Genomic DNA, 16016 nt, shown 5'->3' on the forward strand with positions numbered 1-16016 from the left:
GCTAGGTGACCGCATCGTGGACAGCGGACCCGCCGGAGCCGTAAACGGAATCCCTGGAACCCGGTTGGGGACACCACAACGCCCGGCCCAGTTCATCTTCCGTTCACTCAGGTTGCTTACGTTCGTCCAGCCACTGACGTCAAACGATTGCCTGGGTAAATGGAACACATCACGCTGCTGCTCGCCATTGTGGTCGTGACAGCTCTCGTGTTCGATTTCACGAACGGTTTCCACGACACCGCGAACGCGATGGCCACGACCATCTCGACCGGTGCGCTCAAGCCGAAGACGGCGGTGGCCATGTCCGCCGTGCTGAACCTCGTCGGCGCGTTCCTGTCCGTCGAGGTCGCCAAGACGATCTCCGGCGGGATCATCAACGAAGAAGGCATCCGGACAGAGGTGATCTTCGCCGCCCTGGTCGGCGCCATCCTCTGGAACCTGCTGACCTGGCTGCTCGGACTCCCGTCCAGCTCCTCCCACGCACTCTTCGGCGGCCTCATCGGCGCCGCGGTCATGTCGGCCGGCTGGTCGGCCGTGAACGGCCCCACCATCGTCACCAAGGTCCTCATCCCGGCCGTCGCCGCGCCGATCGTCGCCGGCCTCGCCGCGATGCTGGCCACCCGGCTGACGTACAAGCTCGGCGCCAAGACCGACGAGAAGCACACCGCCAAGGGCTACCGAGTCGGCCAGATCGCCTCCGCCGGTCTCGTCTCCCTCGCCCACGGCACCAACGACGCCCAGAAGACGATGGGCATCATCACCCTGGCCCTGATCACCGGCGGCGCCATCGCCCCCGGCTCCAACCCGCCCCTGTGGGTCATCGTCTCCGCGGGCGTCGCCATCGCCGCCGGCACCTACCTCGGCGGCTGGCGCATCATCCGCACCATGGGCAAGGGCCTCACCGACCTCCGGCCGCAGCAGGGCTTCGCCGCCCAGACCTCCGCCGCGACGGTCATCCTCGCCTCCTCGCACCTCGGCTTCTCCCTCTCCACCACCCAGTCCTGCTCGGGTGCCGTGATGGGCGCCGGGCTCGGCCGCAAGGGCGGCGTCGTCCGCTGGTCGACCGCGACCCGGATGTTCGTCGCCTGGGGCCTGACCCTTCCCGCCGCTGGCCTGGTCGGCGCCGGCGCCGAGTTCCTCACCAAGCAGGGCCCCTGGGGCATCGCCGCCGTCGCGGTCCTCCTGATCGCCGGCTCCGGCGTCATCTGGTCGCTCTCCCGCCGCAAGCCGGTCGACCACCACAACGTCACCGCCGACGACCTCGACGAGCCCGCCGGTGTCGTGACCACCGCCATCGCGGCCGTCACCCCGCCGCCGGCCGCCGGTTCCGTCGCCGCCGTCACGGACGAGGACCTCAAGACCACCATCCCCGCGCCGGTCCCCACCGACCCGACCGCTCCCCCGGCCCCCGCCGCCGCGGTGTAAGGAACGAACGACATGAAGATCGACTGGGCAGCTCTCGGCTCCGTCTTCGGAGTCAGCCTCGTGGCGACCGTCGCCCTCGTGGGCCTCTTCACCCTCGGCGTCATCGGCCTCTCCAAGCAGGAGCGGGCCGCCGCCCAGGGAGGCTCCGCCGCCCTGGCCCGCACCGGCGCCTACGCCTGCTTCGGCCTCTGCCTCGCGGCCGTGGCCTACGGCATCTACCTGATCGTCGTCTGACGGTCGCCCCCGCTCGACGGGAAGGGCGGTCCGCACCCTCGGGTGCGGGCCGCCCTTCCCGTGTGCCCGGCGCCGTGTCTGTGGTGCTTCGCACAGTGACCCGGCGCAGGTCAAGGGTGAGTTGACGGGTGTTCTCGGCCCGTGGTGGACTGCCGAGGCCATTACGGCGGCAGTAGAGGAAGTCCGGTGCGAATCCGGCGCGGTCCCGCCACTGTGACCGGATCCGAAGGGTCCGGGAGTCAGGAACTCTCGCCGCCGGTCACGTCGATCCAGGGCGCGGACCCTGAGTGAGGACATGCGCCATGCCCGGCCGCAGCAGAACCACAGGTGTCTTCGCCTACGGCGCGGCCGCAGGCCTCGCCGTCGACCTGCTCGTCGGCGACCCCCGCCGCGGCCATCCCGTCGCCGCCTTCGGCCGGGCCGCCGCCGCGGTCGAGAACCGCCTCCACCACGACCACCGCGGCTGGGGCGCCCTGCACACCGCCGTCTGCGCCGGGACCACCGTCGCCCTCGGAGCGCTCGCCGCCCGGGCCGTACGCGACCGGCCGGCCGCCGCCGTCGCCCTCACCGCCGCCTCCGTCTGGGCCGTCGTCGGCGGCACCACCCTGGGACGCGAGGCCCGCGCGATCGGCGGGGCGCTCGCCGCCGGAGACCTGGACGTCGCCCGGGAACGGCTCCCGCACCTCTGCGGCCGCGACCCGCACTCCCTCGACGGACCCGCGATGGCCCGCGCCGTCGTCGAATCGGTCGCCGAGAACACCTCCGACGCCGTCGTCGGCGCCCTCTTCTGGGGCGCGGTCGCGGGCGTCCCCGGCCTCGTCGGCTTCCGGGCCGTCAACACCCTGGACGCGATGGTCGGCCACAAGTCGCCGCGCCACCGCCGCTTCGGCTGGGCCTCGGCCCGGCTCGACGACGTGGCCGGCTGGCCCGGCGCCCGGCTGACGGCCGCGCTCGCGACCGTCGCCGGCGGCGATCCGCGCGGCGCGCTGAAGGCCTGGCGGGCGGACGCGGCCAGGCATCCCAGCCCCAACGCGGGCCCCGTCGAGGCCTCGTTCGCGGGCGCCCTCGGCGTACGGCTCGGAGGCACCCTGTCGTACGGCGGACGGGTCGAGCACCGGCCGGTGCTCAACGGGGAGGGGCGGCCCGTCGAGGTCGCCGACATCGACCGGGCGGTACGGCTGTCCCGCCGGGTCACCGGACTGACCCTGGCCGTCTGCGTCGGCGGACGGCTGATCGCGAGCGCGCTGAAGCGGAGGAACGCATGAGGGGTGGGGGGCTGCTCGTCGCCGGGACCACGTCCGACGCGGGCAAGAGCGTCGTCACGGCCGGCATCTGCCGGTGGCTGGTCCGGCAGGGGATCAAGGTCGCGCCGTTCAAGGGACAGAACATGTCCCTGAACTCCTTCGTGACCCGCGAGGGCGCCGAGATCGGCCGGGCACAGGCCATGCAGGCGCAGGCGGCTCGGGTCGAGCCGACCGCGCTGATGAACCCGGTGCTGCTCAAGCCCGGCAGCGACCGCTCCAGCCAGGTCGTCCTGATGGGCAAGCCGGTCGGCGAGCTGAGCGCGCGCGGCTACCACGGGGGGCGGCAGAAGGAGCTCTTCGAGCCGGTGCTCGCCTGCCTCGAGGAGCTGCGGAGCACGTACGACGCGGTGATCTGCGAAGGGGCGGGCAGCCCCGCCGAGATCAACCTGCGGCGCACCGACATCGTGAACATGGGCATCGCGCGGGCCGCGCGGCTGCCCGTCGTGGTCGTCGGCGACATCGACCGGGGCGGGGTGTTCGCCCAGTTCTTCGGCACCACGGCGCTGCTCGCGCCGGAGGACCAGGAGCTGATCGCGGGCTACCTCGTGAACAAGTTCCGCGGTGACGTGACCCTGCTCGAACCGGGCCTCGACATGCTGCACGGGCTCACCGGACGGCGGACCTTCGGCGTCCTGCCGTACGCCCACGGGCTCGGCATCGACGAGGAGGACGGCCTGCGGGTCTCCCTGCGCGGTGCGGTCCGCGAGTCGGTCGTCGCGCCGCCGGTCGGCGAGGACGTGCTGCGGGTCGCCGTCTGCGCGGTGCCGCTGATGTCCAACTTCACGGACGTGGACGCGCTGGCCGCCGAGCCGGGTGTGGTCGTGCGGTTCGTGGACCGGGCGGAGGAGCTCGTCGACGCGGACCTGGTGGTCGTACCGGGGACGCGGGGCACGGTCAGGGCGCTCGCCTGGCTGCGGGAGCGGGGGCTCGCCGACGCGCTGGTGCGGCGGGCCGCCGAGGGGCGGCCGGTGCTCGGCGTCTGCGGCGGCTTCCAGGTGCTCGGCGAGCACATCGAGGACGAGGTCGAGTCGAAGGCCGGGGCCGTCGACGGGCTCGGTCTGCTGCCCGTACGGGTGCGGTTCGCGCCCGGGAAGACACTGGCCCGGCCGGTCGGCGAGGCGCTCGGCGAGCGGGTCGAGGGGTACGAGATCCACCACGGCGTCGCCGACGTGCGGGGCGGGGAACCGTTCCTGGACGGCTGCCGGGTCGGCGCCGTGTGGGGCACCCACTGGCACGGCTCGCTGGAGAGCGACGGCTTCCGCCGGGCGTTCCTGCGGGAGGTCGCGGCGGCGGCGGGCCGACGGTTCGTCCCGGCGCCCGACACCTCGTTCGGCGCGCTGCGCGAGGAACAGCTCGACCGGCTCGGCGACCTGATCGAGGAACACGCCGACACGGACGCGCTGCTGCGGCTGATCGAACAGGGCCCGCCGAAGGGGCTGCCGTTCGTGCCGCCGGGTGCGCCGTGAGCACCGCGTCCACCCGTCCCCGCGTACGAGACGCCGTACGAGATTCCGTACGACTCGAAGGAGCGAGCATTCGATGAACACCCGCTACCCGTTCACCGCCGTCGTCGGCATGGACGATCTGCGGCTCGCGCTGCTGCTGAACGCCGTCAGCCCGGCCGTCGGCGGTGTCCTCGTGCGCGGCGAGAAGGGGACCGCCAAGTCCACCGCCGTGCGCGCGCTCGCCGAGCTGCTGCCCGCCGTGCCCGTCGTCGCCGGCTGCCGCTTCAGCTGCGACCCGGCCTCGCCCGACCTCGGCTGCCCCGACGGCCCGCACGGGACGGAGCCGGGCGTCCAGCGGCCCGCGCGGATGGTCGAGCTGCCCGTCGGCGCCTCCGAGGACCGGCTCGTCGGTTCGCTCGACATCGAGAAGGCGCTCGCCGACGGCGTGAAGGCCTTCGAGCCGGGGCTGCTCGCCGCAGCCCACCGGGGCATCCTGTACGTCGACGAGGTCAACCTCCTGAGCGATCACCTCATCGACCATCTGCTCGACGCCGCCGCCATGGGCTCCTCGTACGTCGAACGCGAAGGCGTCTCCGTGCGGCACGCCGCCCGGTTCCTGCTCGTCGGCACCATGAACCCCGAGGAGGGCGAGCTGCGGCCGCAGCTGCTCGACCGGTTCGGGCTGACCGTGGAGGTCGCGGCCTCCCGGGAGCCCGAGCAGCGGGTGGAGGTGGTGCGGCGGCGGCTCGCGTACGAGGACGACCCGGGCGCGTTCGCGGCCCGCTGGGCGGACGAGGAGACCGCGCTGCGGGAACGGATCGTCACCGCACGGGAGTTGCTGCCGGAGGTGACGCTCGGCGACGCCGTGCTGCTCCAGATCGCCGCGACCTGCGCCGCGTTCGAGGTCGACGGCATGCGCGCCGACATCGTCATGGCCAGGACCGCGACCGCGCTCGCCGCCTGGGCGGGGCGTACCGAGGTGACCTCCGAGGACGTGCGGCAGGCCGCGCTCCTCGCGCTCCCCCACCGGCGCCGCCGCTCCCCCTTCGACGCGCCCGGTCTCGACGAGGACAAGCTCGACGAGACCCTGGAGCAGTTCAAGGGGCAGGAGCCGGACGAGGACCCCGAGCCCGACGGCCCCGGTGACGGTGGTCCCGGCGACGGCGGGCCCGGTGGGGGTGTTCCGCCGCAGGGTGACGGTCCCGCCGCCGAGAACGCGCCCGCTGCCGAGGAGACCTCCCCGCCGTCGCCCGAGCCCGCGTCCGAGCCCGCACCCGCGTCCGCGCCTCAGGGCGCCGGTTCCGGCGAGCGCGCCGCCGTCGCCGCCGGTGAGCCCTTCCGCACCAAGGTGCTGAGCGTGCCCGGACTCGGCGAGGGTGCGGCCGGGCGGCGCTCCCGGGCCCGCACCGAGCACGGCCGTACCACCGGCTCCGTACGCCCCCGGGGGGCGCTGACCAAGCTGCACCTGGCCGCGACCGTGCAGGCCGCCGCCCCGCACCAGAAGGCCAGGGGCCGGACCGGGCCCGGGCTCGTGGTCCGCCGGGACGACCTGCGGCAGGCGACGCGGGAGGGGCGCGAGGGGAACCTGGTGCTGTTCGTCGTGGACGCCTCCGGTTCGATGGCGGCCCGGCAGCGGATGAGCGCCGTGAAGGGCGCCGTCCTCTCCCTGCTGCTCGACGCCTACCAGCGGCGCGACAAGGTCGGTCTGATCACCTTCCGGGGCCGGGACGCCGAGGTGGCGCTGCCGCCGACCTCGTCCGTGGACGCGGCCGCCGCCCGCCTGGAGAAGCTTCCGACCGGTGGCCGCACGCCCCTGTCCGCCGGGCTCCTGAAGGCCCACGACGTGCTGCGGGTCGAGCGGCTGCGGGACGCCTCGCGCCGCCCGCTGCTGGTCGTGGTCACCGACGGCCGGGCGACCGGTGGCGGCGCCGACCCGGTGGCGCTGGCCGGCCGGGCGGCGCGGCTGCACGCCGCCGAGGGCACGGCCTCCGTGGTCGTCGACTGCGAGACGGGTCCCGTGCGGCTCGGGCTCGCCCGGGAGCTCGCCCGTGAACTCGGCGGCACCGCCGTCACCTTGGACGAGCTGCGCGCCGACTCGATCGCCGGTCTCGTCCGCGACGTACGAGACGTCCAGGCAGGACAGACAACCAGGAGGGCCGCTTAATGCCGCAGGGACAGCCGACCGTCGTTCCCGACGACGGTCTGACCACCCGTCAGCGCCGCAACCGCGCACTGGTGATGGTGCACACGGGTGTCGGCAAGGGGAAGTCGACCGCCGCGTTCGGCATGGCGCTGCGCGCCTGGAACCAGGGCTGGCCGATCGGGGTGTTCCAGTTCGTGAAGTCCGCCAAGTGGCGGGTCGGCGAGGAGAACGCCCTCAAGGCGCTCGGCGAGACCGGCAAGGGCGGCACCGTCACCTGGAACAAGATGGGTGAGGGCTGGTCCTGGATCCAGCGCGAGGTCGCCGAGGGCGAGCAGTCGCACGAGGACAAGGCCCGTGAGGGCTGGGAGCAGGTCAAGCGGGACCTCGCCGAGGAGAAGTACACCTTCTACGTCCTCGACGAGTTCGCCTACCTGCTGCACTGGGGCTGGATCGACGTCAAGGAGGTCGTCGAAGTGCTGCGCGACCGCCCCGGGCAGCAGCACGTCGTCATCACCGGACGCAACGCGCCGCAGGAGCTGATCGACTTCGCGGATCTCGTCACCGACATGTCCAAGGTCAAGCACCCCATGGACGCCGGTCAGAAGGGCCAGCGGGGCATCGAGTGGTAGCACGTCTCGTCATCGCCGCGCCGTCGTCCGGCGCGGGCAAGACCACGGTCGCGACCGGCCTGATGGCCGCGTTCGCCGGCCGTGGTCTCGCGGTCTCCCCGCACAAGGTCGGCCCGGACTACATCGACCCCGGCTACCACGCGCTCGCGACCGGCCGCCCGGGCCGCAACCTCGACGCGTACATGTGCGGTACGGGCCTGATCGCGCCGCTCTTCGAGCACGGGGCGCGCGGGTGCGACCTGGCGGTCGTCGAGGGGGTCATGGGCCTGTACGACGGCGCCGCCGACCAGGGTGAGCTCGCCTCCACCGCGCAGGTGTCCAAGCTGCTGAAGGCGCCGGTGGTGCTCGTCGTCGACGCGTCCTCGCAGTCGCGGTCGGTGGCGGCGCTGGTGCACGGCTTCGCGTCGTGGGACCCGGAGGTGCGGATCGGGGGCGTGATCCTCAACAAGGTGGCGACGGACCGGCACGAGCACCTGCTGCGGGAGGCGCTCGGGGAGTCCGGGGTGCCGGTGCTGGGTGTCCTGCGGCGGGCGCCGGCGGTCGCGACTCCGTCGCGGCACCTGGGGCTCGTGCCGGTGGCCGAGCGGCAGGCGGCGGCCGTGGCGGCGGTGGCCGCGCAGGCGGAGCAGGTTCTCGCCGGGTGCGACATGGAGGCGCTGCTCGCGCTGGCGCGCAGCGCGCCCGAGCTGCACGCCGAGCCGTGGGTGCCGCACGGATCGGGGGCGGGCGTTCCGCAGGGCGGAACGGGTGGGCACAGTCCGGCCCCCGGGCCGCGGACGGCGGACAGGTCCGGCCGACGGCCGGTCGTCGCCGTCGCCGGCGGGGCCGCGTTCACGTTCTCGTACGCCGAGCACACGGAGCTTCTGCGGGCCGCGGGGGCCGACGTCGTCACGTTCGACCCGCTCCGGGACGAGGCCCTCCCCGAGGGGACGAGCGGGCTGGTCATCGGGGGCGGGTTCCCCGAGATGTACGGCGAGCAGCTGTCCGCCAACGAGCCGCTCCGCAAGGCCGTCGCCGAGCTCGCCCGTTCGGGCGCGCCGGTCGCCGCCGAGTGCGCCGGGCTGCTGTACCTCGCGCGGTCGCTCGACGGGCACCCGATGTGCGGGGTGCTCGACGCGGACGCGCGGATGTCGGAGCGGCTCACGCTCGGGTACCGGGACGCCGTCGCCGTGAGCGACAGCGTGCTCGCGCCCGCCGGGGCGCGGATGCGGGGCCACGAGTTCCACCGGACGGTCGTCGAGCCGGGCGCCGGCGCGACGGCGGCCTGGGGGCTGCGGCAGCCGGAGCGCCGGGTCGAGGGCTTCGTGCAGGGGGGCGTGCACGCCAGCTATGTGCACACCCACTGGGCGGGTGCCCCCGAAGTCGCCGCCCGGTTCGTGGAGCACTGCGCGTGAGATCAGCCGCCGGAGACTCCCACCACGAGCCAGATGAAGCCGACGCCCCCCACCGTGCACAGCAGGGTGGAGCGGGCGGGGTGGTCGTGGTGGGCCTCCGGGAGGATCTCGGCGGCGGCGAGGTAGAGCAGCGCGCCGCCGAAGAAGCCGAGATAGCCGCCGAGCAGTTCCTCCGGAAGGGTGAACAGCAGGGTGGAGGCGGCGCCGACGAGGGGGGCGAGGGCGTCGGCGACGAGCATGGTGAGGGCCTTGCGGCGGGCGTTCCCGTAGAGGCTGGTGATCGTGTACGTGTTGAAGCCGTCGGCGAAGTCATGGGTGATGACGGCGAGTGCGACGGTGGCGCCCATGCCGCCGCCGACCTGGAAGGCGGCGCCGAGCGCGATGCCGTCCATCAGGCTGTGGCCGACCATCGCGGCGGCCGCCGTCATGCCGACCTGCGGGACCCGCTCGTCGGCCGCCACGCCGTGCGCGGCCCGGCGTACGGCGAGGAGGCGTTCCACGGCGTGCGCGAGGAGGAAGCCGCCGACGAAGAGCAGCAGGGCCTCGGGGACTCCGAAGACCTCGTCGCCCGCCGCCTCCAGGGCCTCCGGCAGGAGGTCGAGTCCGACGACGCCGAGCATCAGTCCGCCGGCGAGCCCGAGGACGAGGTGACGGCGGTCGGTGACGCGCTGCGCGACCCAGCCGCCGAAGAGCGTCATGAGGAACGCGCCGAGCGCGACGACTACAGCCATGGGCCTTTGGTATCGGATGGGGCGGCGTCCGCGCACCTCGGCGTGGGTGTCCGGTCGGGTGCCCCGGTGGACGAGGTGCTCGCGCTGGTCGACGGCGTGCTGCGGGAGGCGGGTCTTGGGCGCGCCGGGGTCCGGTCGCTCGGCACGCTCGACGCGCGGGCGGCGGAGCCGGGCCTGGTGGCGGCGGCGGCCGTCCTCGGCGTGCCGCTGCGGGGGTTCACGGCCGGGGAGCTCGCGGCCGTACCCGTACCGCATCCGTCGGAGCTGCCGTTGGCGGCGACGGGCACGGCGTCGGTGGCGGAGGCGGCGGCACTGCTCGCGGCGGCGGGTGACGGCCCTGGGGCCGGGGCCGGGGTCGGGGCGGGCGGTGACGGCACCGGGGCTGCGGCCGGGGTCGGGGCGACGGGTGACGGCCCCGGGGCTGCGGCCGGGGTCGGGGCGGGCGGCGGAGCCGTGCTGCTCGTACCGAAACGGAAATCCGCGCGCGTAACGTGCGCTCTCGCCGCTTCCGTCCCGGTTCGCACGAACGAAGATGCCCCAGCCGTACGGTTGTTGCACCTGCCCCACGGGTACATCGCTGGCGAGCCTGGCTCACCCCCCACCATCCCCACCCCCCACACGACGGCGGCCATGGACATGCACACGCATACCGACGCCCACGACCTGCGCCACCACGGTGACGCCGAGGTCCGGGACGAGAAACTCATCGATCTGGCGGTCAACGTCCGGACGAACACCCCACCGGAGTGGCTCCGGGAGCGGATCGCCGCCTCCCTGACCGGACTCGCCGCCTATCCCGACGGGCGGTCCGCGCGGGCGGCGGTCGCCGAGCGGCACGATCTGCCCTCGAACCGGGTGCTGCTCACGGCCGGTGCGGCGGAGGCCTTCGTGCTGCTCGCCAGAGCCCTGCCGGTGCGCAGACCCGTCGTGGTGCATCCGCAGTTCACCGAGCCTGAGGCGGCGCTGCGCGACGCGGGCCACGAGGTGGGCCGGGTGCTGCTGCGCGAGGAGGACGGTTTCCGGCTGGACCCGGCGTCGGTTCCGCAGGACGCGGACCTGGTGGTGATCGGGAATCCCACGAACCCGACGTCCGTGCTGCATCCGGCCGCCACGATCGCCGCCCTCGCGCGGCCGGGGCGGACGCTGGTCGTGGACGAGGCCTTCATGGACGCGGTGCCGGGCGAGCGCGAGTCGCTGGCCGGGCGGACCGATGTGCCGGGGCTCGTGGTGCTGCGCAGCCTCACCAAGACGTGGGGTCTCGCCGGTCTGCGGATCGGGTACGTGCTCGCGGAGCCGGAGACGATCGTCGCGCTGGAGCGGACGCAGCCGCTGTGGCCGGTGTCGACGCCGGCCCTGGTGGCGGCGGAGGCCTGCATGTCGCGGGTGGCGCTCGCGGAGGCCGAGCACGCGGCGCACCGGATCGGTGTGGAGCGGGCCCATCTGCTGGCGGGGCTCGCGGAGTTCGACGAGGTGCGGACGGTGGCGGGGTCGGAGGGCCCGTTCGTGCTGCTGCGGATCGACGGGGCGGACGCGGTGCGGGAGCGGCTGCGGTCGCTGGGGTTCGCGGCCCGCCGGGGCGACACCTTCCCGGGTCTCGACCGGAACTGGCTGCGGATCGCGGTCCGGGACCGGGTGACGACGAACCGCTTCCTCCAGGCCCTGGACCAGGCTCTGCTGATGGGCGGCTGAGCACCCCGCCCGCGTGTCGCCGGGCGGGCGCCGCCCGGCCGGGTGCGTACGGGTCGGGGGAGGGCGACGTCGCCACCGTCGCCCTCCCCCGACCCGTTTCCGCCGCTCCTGCCCGCGCCCCCCGGCGCGTCCCCCGGCAGGCTCCCGGTGTGCGTCCCCCTCGGGCCGTCAGCCCCGGGAGCGGGCGCGCGAGCGGGTCAGCGCGAGGGCGCCGCCGCCGGCGACGAGCAGGGCGAGCGCTCCGCCCGCGATGTACGGGGTGGTGGAGCTGCCGCCGGTCTCGGCGAGGTTCTGGGTGGGCGTGGTGCCGCCGTTGTTGGTCTTGATGCCGCCGGCGTCGCTGGGCTTGGCCGTGGGCTGCTGGGTGGGCTGCTCGGAGGGCCGCTCGCTGGGCTCCTGGGTGGGCGGCTGTGTGGGCTTCTCGGTGGGCTTCTGCGTGGGGGCCGGGCCCTTGGGCGTCTCGCAGGTGGCCTGGGCGAGGGTCACGGTGCCGTTGACCTCGGCGACGCCGAGCTTCAGCGGGTCGACCTCCACCGCGAGTTCGAGGGCGGTCGCCGCGGCCGTGCGCGAGGTCGTGGAGGTACGGGAGAGGTCGAGGGTGACCTTGCCGACGCCGGGCACGGTGACCTGGGTGCGGCCGCCGGTGGAGAGGGTGGTCTTCTTGCCGAAGACGGTGACGTGACCGAGGACGTTGGACTCGGCGACCGGCTTCTTGCCGGTCTCGCACAGCGCCTTGGAGGTCACCTTCTCGACCTCGATGAGGGAGAGCAGCGGGATGCCGGGGACGTGGACCCGGGCCTTGACGAGGTTCACGTATCCCTCGGCCTTCGCCTCGTCGACGGTGGCCTTCGAGGTGGCGACGTCGGCGGCGAGGATGTCGATCGGCTTGTTGCCCTCGGCCCCCTGCACCTTCACGGAGAGCGCGGTCTCGCTCTCGGTCCGCGGGGCCCGCACCTCGTTGAGGGAGACCCGCAGCGGCACGTCGACGGTCTTGTCGAGGAGCGAGACGTCGAGGCCGGTCCGCAGGACGACGGCGGTGGCGCGCCCTTCGCCGCCCGTGGCGTGCGCCGCCGGGGCCGCGAGCAGCACGGGGCCGACGGTCAGCGCGGCGACGGTCGCGGCGGCGGCGGTGCGGCGTACGGGCAGGCCGAAGGTGTTGCTGTTCAAGATGGTGGAACCCCCACAAGAGACATGGCGTCGCCGGCCGCTCACCACGGGGACGGTGGGTCGGCGCGGCCTCGGCGACTTGAGACACCGGAATCTTTACGCACGGAGAGTGAACCGGCAGTCGCCTGGCGTGAGTTCACTCCAAAGGGGGGTTTCCGTGTTCATTTTCGATTTTTTTCGACACAACCGTTCCCGGGTGCCCCGCGTCTTTCGCACGCGCGGGCGCACGGCGGGCACCCCTGAGAAAGGTGTGAACGATCCGCCGCGCGCCGGGGTAACGGATCGTCAACCCAGCGCCCCGGCGGAACGGTTCAGCTCGCGCGCCAGTACCCGAGGGCGTGGACGCGCTCCTTCGGGAGGGCCAGCTCCTTGCGGGCGTACGTGGCGAGGGTGCGGGTGGTCGCGGTGTCGCAGGCGATCCAGACGTACGGATCGGAGTCGGCGAGCCCGGGCAGCTCGGCCTTGACCCGGGCGACGAGGTCGGCGCCGTCGTTCCGCCGCGGTACCCGACGCAGTTCGTGGTGCTCGGGGTCGAGCCGGATCGGCAGCTCCTCGTCGGAGGCGTGCTGGGTCTCGAACCAGACGGTGGCGGGGACGCCCGGGAGCGCGTCGAGCAGGGAGTTGACGGCCGGCAGCGAGGCCGGGTCGCCGACCACCAGGAGCCGCCCGGGGAGCGGGGCGGGGGCCTCGAAGCCGGTGCCCTGGAGGGTGGCCTCCACGGTGTCGCCGGGGGCGCAGCCGCGGGCCCAGTGACTGGCGACGCCGTCGTGGAGGGCGAACTCCAGGCTGAAGGTGCCGGCCTCCAGGTCGGGGTCGACCAGGGTGTAGGCGCGCTGGTGCGGCTTGCCCGCGTTCTCGAACCAGAGGCGCACCCACATCGTGGGGTGGATCCCGGCGGCGGCGAGCAGTCCGCCGTCCGTGAAGCGCACCCTGCGGTAGTCCTCGGTGACCTGCTCGGCCCCCGTCACGGTGAACGTGAAGTCCTTGCCGCGCATCAGCTTGAGAACGGCACCCTGCCAGCCGTGACCCACCGCAATCCCCTCCCCTGAACTCCTGTAGATTAATTTAGGTCAGCCTAACCTAAGAAAATCGCAGCCGACATGGCCCTGCCATGTCAGGGACATGGACGGGATCGGGGTCTCCGTGAGCATCGAGGTCTACCGGGACGCCTGGGGCGTCCCCCATCTGCGCGCGGCCGACCCGGACGAGCTCGCCTTCGCCCAGGGCCGGGTCACCGCACACGACCGCGCCTGGCAGCTGGAGGTCGAACGGCACCGCGCCCAGGGCACCACGGCCGCCTTCCTCGGCGCCGCCGAGGTCGCCTGGGACACCTTCGCCCGGCGGTCCCGGCTCGCCGACACCGCCCGCCGCTGCTTCGAGCGGCTCGAACGCGACGACCCGGACACGGCGGCCTGGGTCCGCGCCTACGTGGCCGGCGTCAACGACGGCCTCCCGGAAGGCGCCGGACGCGCCCCCGAGTTCGCCGAGACCGGCCTCACCCCCGGCCGGTGGGAGCCGTGGACCCCGCTCGCCGTCTGGCTGACCACCCACATCCTGTTCGCCGGCTTCCCCACCAAGCTGTGGCGCGAGGAGGTCGCCCGGCGGCTCGGCGAGGAGTGGACCGAGCTCTTCGCGACCGACGGACCGGGAACCTCGGGCTCCAACGGCTGGCTGGTCGCCGGCGAGCGGACCGCGAGCGGGGCGGCGCTGATCGCCGGAGACCCCCACCGCTTCATCGAGGCCCCCGGCGTCTACCAGCAGATCCGGCTCGCCTGCCCCTCGTACGACGTGGTCGGCATCGCCGTGCCCGGCATCCCGGGACTCGCCCACTTCGGCCACACCGGCCCCGTCGCCTGGGCCATCACCAACGCCATGTCGGACTACCAGGACCTCTACCGGGAGCGGCTGCGGCGGCTCCCGGACGGCGGGATCGAGGCGTACGGCCCCGAGGGTCACCGGCCCGCCACGGCGCACCGGGAGACCATCGAGGTCGCGGGCGGGAACCCGGTCGTGATCGAGGTCGTCGAGACCGACCGCGGCCCGGTGATCATCGGCCTCGACGACGAGCCCGCGGGCGAGGCGCCCGAGGACGCCCCGTGGGAGGCCGTCAGCCTGCGCTACCCGCCGCGCGTCACCGGGGAGCTCGGCTTCGGCGTGCTGCCCGCGCTGCTGCGCGCCCGGACCGTCGCCGACGTGGACACCGCGCTCGACGGCTGGATCGAGCCCGTGAACGTCGTCCTCGCCGCCGACACGCGGGGCGGACTGCTGCACCGGGTCGCCGGCCACGTCCCCGTCCGCCACCGGACCAACTCCCTGCGCATCGTGCCCGCCTGGGACCCGGCGCACGCGTGGCAGGACGCCCCGGCGCCGCTGCCCCGCGCCGAGGTCGACGGCCACGCCGTGATGGCCAACGCCCGGGGCCTGGCCGCGCCGCTCGGCATCGAGTTCGCGCCGCCGCACCGCGCGGCCCGGATCGACGCGCTCCTCGGCGCCTCGGCGGAGTGGACCCCGGAGGCGATGACCGCCGTCCACCGGGACACCGACAACCCCTCCGCGGCCCGCCTCCTGGCGGCCGTGGACCGGGCGGGCGCGCCCGGTCCCGACGGCGCCGGGTCCCCGGCGGCGCTCTCCCCCGCCGCCTCGGCCGTACGCGAGCGGCTGCTCGGCTGGGACCGGCGGATGGACGCGGACAGCGTCGACGCCGGTCTCTACGCCGCCGTCCGCGGCGCCGTGGTGCGCCGGCTCGCCGCCCACGAGGCCTTCGCCGCGCTGCGCGAACCCGCCCCGTACCCCGAGGTGTTCCGCCCCTGGCTGGCCCTCGGCCCGCGCGTCGCCTACGCCCTGGAGACCCTCCTGGTGGCCGGGCCCGTGCCCGCCGGGGACGTCGACCGGATCGTGCGCGAGGCGCTCGACGAGGTCGGGGCCGGCGAACCGCCCGCCGCCTGGGGCGTCACGCACCGGCTCGCGCCCTGGCAGGCGCTGCCCGACCCCGACGACGCGAAGTGGCCGGGGCTCGGCGGGGACCACGACTGCGTGCTCTCCACCTCCAGCGTGCCCGGCTGGACCGACCGCAGCGCCCGCGCCTCCGCCGCCCGCTACGTCTGGGACCTCGCCGACCGCGAACGCAGCGGCTGGATCGTGCCGTTCGGCGCGTCCGGCGTCCCCGGCGACCCGCACCGCGACGACCAGCTACCCCTGTGGCTGAGGGGCGAGCTCGCCCCCGTCACCACCGACTGGCAGAACCTCACCAAGGAGCAGGGATGACCACCGCCACCGCCGCCTACGTCCACCGGATCGAGGGCTTCGGCACCGTCACCGTCCGGCCCGTGGAGCCCGAGCGCGACGCGCCGCTGCTGCACGCCTGGGTCAACGAGGAGCGGTCCCGCTTCTGGGGCATGGTCGGGACGACCGTCGAGCAGGTCCGGGACGTCTACGCCCACCTCGACTCCCTCACCACCCACCACGGCTTCCTGGTGAGCCTGGACGGGGAGCCGGTCGCGCTGCTCCAGACGTACGACCCCGAGGCCGACCGCGTCAGCGAGTGCTACGAGGTGGAGCCCGGGGACGTCGGCGCCCACTTCCTGGTGGCGCCGAACCCGGCCCCGCGCCCCGGCTTCACGGGCATGCTCCTCACGGCGCTCATCGCCTTCGCGCTGAAGGACCGCACCCGGCTCGTCGTCGAACCGGACGCCGCGAACGAGAAGGCGATCGCCCGGATGGTGCGGGCCGGGTTCGAACTGGGCCCGGAGGTCGTACTGCCCGAGGTCGACCTCCCGGAGGTCTTCATCCCGGAGAAGAAGGCCCGACTGGCCTTCCTGACCCGCCGCTGACACCGGGCCGCAACGGGCCCCGGGC

The 16016-nt window shown here is 74.3% G+C and carries 13 protein-coding genes and 1 riboswitch; of the genes, 10 read left to right on the forward strand and 3 right to left on the reverse strand.

Features of this window, described 5'->3' with window-relative positions; genetic code table 11:
• Window positions 1-159 precede the first annotated feature (159 nt).
• The 7 genes from DEJ43_RS07390 to DEJ43_RS07420 all read left to right on the forward strand — a co-directional run bounded on the left by DEJ43_RS07390 (window position 160) and on the right by DEJ43_RS07420 (window position 8574).
• Window positions 160-1425: an inorganic phosphate transporter gene (locus DEJ43_RS07390; protein ID WP_015032696.1), complete on the forward strand. Its 1266-nt coding sequence runs from the start codon at window positions 160-162 to the stop codon at window positions 1423-1425.
• Window positions 1426-1437: 12 nt separating this feature from the next.
• Window positions 1438-1659 carry a hypothetical protein gene (locus tag DEJ43_RS07395; RefSeq protein WP_015032697.1) on the forward strand — a complete coding sequence of 74 codons (222 nt, stop codon included), beginning with the start codon at window positions 1438-1440 and terminating at the stop codon, window positions 1657-1659.
• A gap of 128 nt (window positions 1660-1787) precedes the next feature.
• A riboswitch (cobalamin riboswitch) is annotated at window positions 1788-1927 on the forward strand.
• Between the two features lie 34 nt (window positions 1928-1961).
• The gene (locus DEJ43_RS07400; RefSeq protein ID WP_015032699.1) at window positions 1962-2924 is read left to right on the forward strand and encodes a cobalamin biosynthesis protein; all 963 of its coding nucleotides are present in this window, start codon (window positions 1962-1964) and stop codon (window positions 2922-2924) included.
• The gene (locus tag DEJ43_RS07405; protein WP_015032700.1) at window positions 2921-4429 is read left to right on the forward strand and encodes a cobyric acid synthase; all 1509 of its coding nucleotides are present in this window, start codon (window positions 2921-2923) and stop codon (window positions 4427-4429) included. The genes DEJ43_RS07400 and DEJ43_RS07405 overlap by 4 nt, the downstream gene beginning before the upstream one ends.
• Window positions 4430-4502: 73 nt before the next feature.
• Window positions 4503-6572, forward strand: a complete 2070-nt coding sequence (locus DEJ43_RS07410) for a putative cobaltochelatase (RefSeq protein ID WP_015032701.1) — start codon at window positions 4503-4505, stop codon at window positions 6570-6572.
• Window positions 6572-7180 carry a cob(I)yrinic acid a,c-diamide adenosyltransferase gene (gene cobO / locus DEJ43_RS07415; RefSeq protein ID WP_015032702.1) on the forward strand — a complete coding sequence of 203 codons (609 nt, stop codon included), beginning with the start codon at window positions 6572-6574 and terminating at the stop codon, window positions 7178-7180. The genes DEJ43_RS07410 and cobO overlap by 1 nt, the downstream gene beginning before the upstream one ends.
• A complete protein-coding gene (locus tag DEJ43_RS07420) occupies window positions 7174-8574 on the forward strand; it encodes a cobyrinic acid a,c-diamide synthase CobB (RefSeq protein ID WP_015032703.1) in 1401 nt (466 codons plus the stop codon). Before cobO ends, DEJ43_RS07420 begins: the two co-directional genes overlap by 7 nt.
• Window positions 8575-8576: 2 nt before the next feature.
• Here DEJ43_RS07420 and DEJ43_RS07425 read toward each other — a convergent pair whose 3' ends face one another.
• Complete coding sequence (locus tag DEJ43_RS07425; RefSeq protein ID WP_041663712.1) at window positions 8577-9305, reverse strand: ZIP family metal transporter; 729 nt, start codon at window positions 9303-9305, stop codon at window positions 8577-8579.
• 42 nt (window positions 9306-9347) lie between these two features.
• Here DEJ43_RS07425 and cobC point away from each other — a divergent pair, with 42 nt between their 5' ends.
• Window positions 9348-10994 (forward strand): Rv2231c family histidinol phosphate aminotransferase CobC, encoded by a 1647-nt coding sequence (cobC, locus tag DEJ43_RS07430; protein WP_078508625.1) that lies wholly within the window; start codon window positions 9348-9350, stop codon window positions 10992-10994.
• A 168-nt stretch (window positions 10995-11162) separates the two neighbouring features.
• On the opposite strand, the gene DEJ43_RS07435 is transcribed toward cobC, so the two are convergent.
• Complete coding sequence (locus DEJ43_RS07435) at window positions 11163-12161, reverse strand: SCO1860 family LAETG-anchored protein (RefSeq protein ID WP_015032706.1); 999 nt, start codon at window positions 12159-12161, stop codon at window positions 11163-11165.
• Window positions 12162-12472: 311 nt separating this feature from the next.
• Window positions 12473-13192 (reverse strand): siderophore-interacting protein, encoded by a 720-nt coding sequence (locus DEJ43_RS07440; RefSeq protein ID WP_015032707.1) that lies wholly within the window; start codon window positions 13190-13192, stop codon window positions 12473-12475.
• 112 nt (window positions 13193-13304) lie between these two features.
• On the opposite strand from DEJ43_RS07440, the gene DEJ43_RS07445 reads away from it, so the two are divergent.
• Together DEJ43_RS07445 and DEJ43_RS07450 are read left to right on the forward strand one after the other, a co-directional pair.
• Window positions 13305-15425, forward strand: a complete 2121-nt coding sequence (locus DEJ43_RS07445) for a penicillin acylase family protein (protein WP_041663714.1) — start codon at window positions 13305-13307, stop codon at window positions 15423-15425.
• The gene (locus DEJ43_RS07450) at window positions 15422-15991 is read left to right on the forward strand and encodes a GNAT family N-acetyltransferase (protein WP_015032709.1); all 570 of its coding nucleotides are present in this window, start codon (window positions 15422-15424) and stop codon (window positions 15989-15991) included. The genes DEJ43_RS07445 and DEJ43_RS07450 overlap by 4 nt, the downstream gene beginning before the upstream one ends.
• Window positions 15992-16016 lie beyond the last annotated feature (25 nt).

The sequence above is a fragment of the Streptomyces venezuelae ATCC 10712 genome (assembly GCF_008639165.1).
GTDB lineage: Bacteria > Actinomycetota > Actinomycetes > Streptomycetales > Streptomycetaceae > Streptomyces > Streptomyces venezuelae.

Excerpts from the sequence above, each read along its gene's own strand:
- DEJ43_RS07390 (WP_015032696.1), top strand. The coding sequence starts at position 160 with ATGGAACACATCACGCTGCTGCTCGCCATTGTGGTCGTGACAGCTCTC.
- DEJ43_RS07395 (WP_015032697.1), top strand. The coding sequence starts at position 1,438 with ATGAAGATCGACTGGGCAGCTCTCGGCTCCGTCTTCGGAGTCAGCCTC.
- DEJ43_RS07400 (WP_015032699.1), top strand. The coding sequence starts at position 1,962 with ATGCCCGGCCGCAGCAGAACCACAGGTGTCTTCGCCTACGGCGCGGCC.
- DEJ43_RS07405 (WP_015032700.1), top strand. The coding sequence starts at position 2,921 with ATGAGGGGTGGGGGGCTGCTCGTCGCCGGGACCACGTCCGACGCGGGC.
- DEJ43_RS07410 (WP_015032701.1), top strand. The coding sequence starts at position 4,503 with ATGAACACCCGCTACCCGTTCACCGCCGTCGTCGGCATGGACGATCTG.
- cobO (WP_015032702.1), top strand. The coding sequence starts at position 6,572 with ATGCCGCAGGGACAGCCGACCGTCGTTCCCGACGACGGTCTGACCACC.
- DEJ43_RS07425 (WP_041663712.1), bottom strand. The coding sequence starts at position 9,305 with ATGGCTGTAGTCGTCGCGCTCGGCGCGTTCCTCATGACGCTCTTCGGC.
- DEJ43_RS07450 (WP_015032709.1), top strand. The coding sequence starts at position 15,422 with ATGACCACCGCCACCGCCGCCTACGTCCACCGGATCGAGGGCTTCGGC.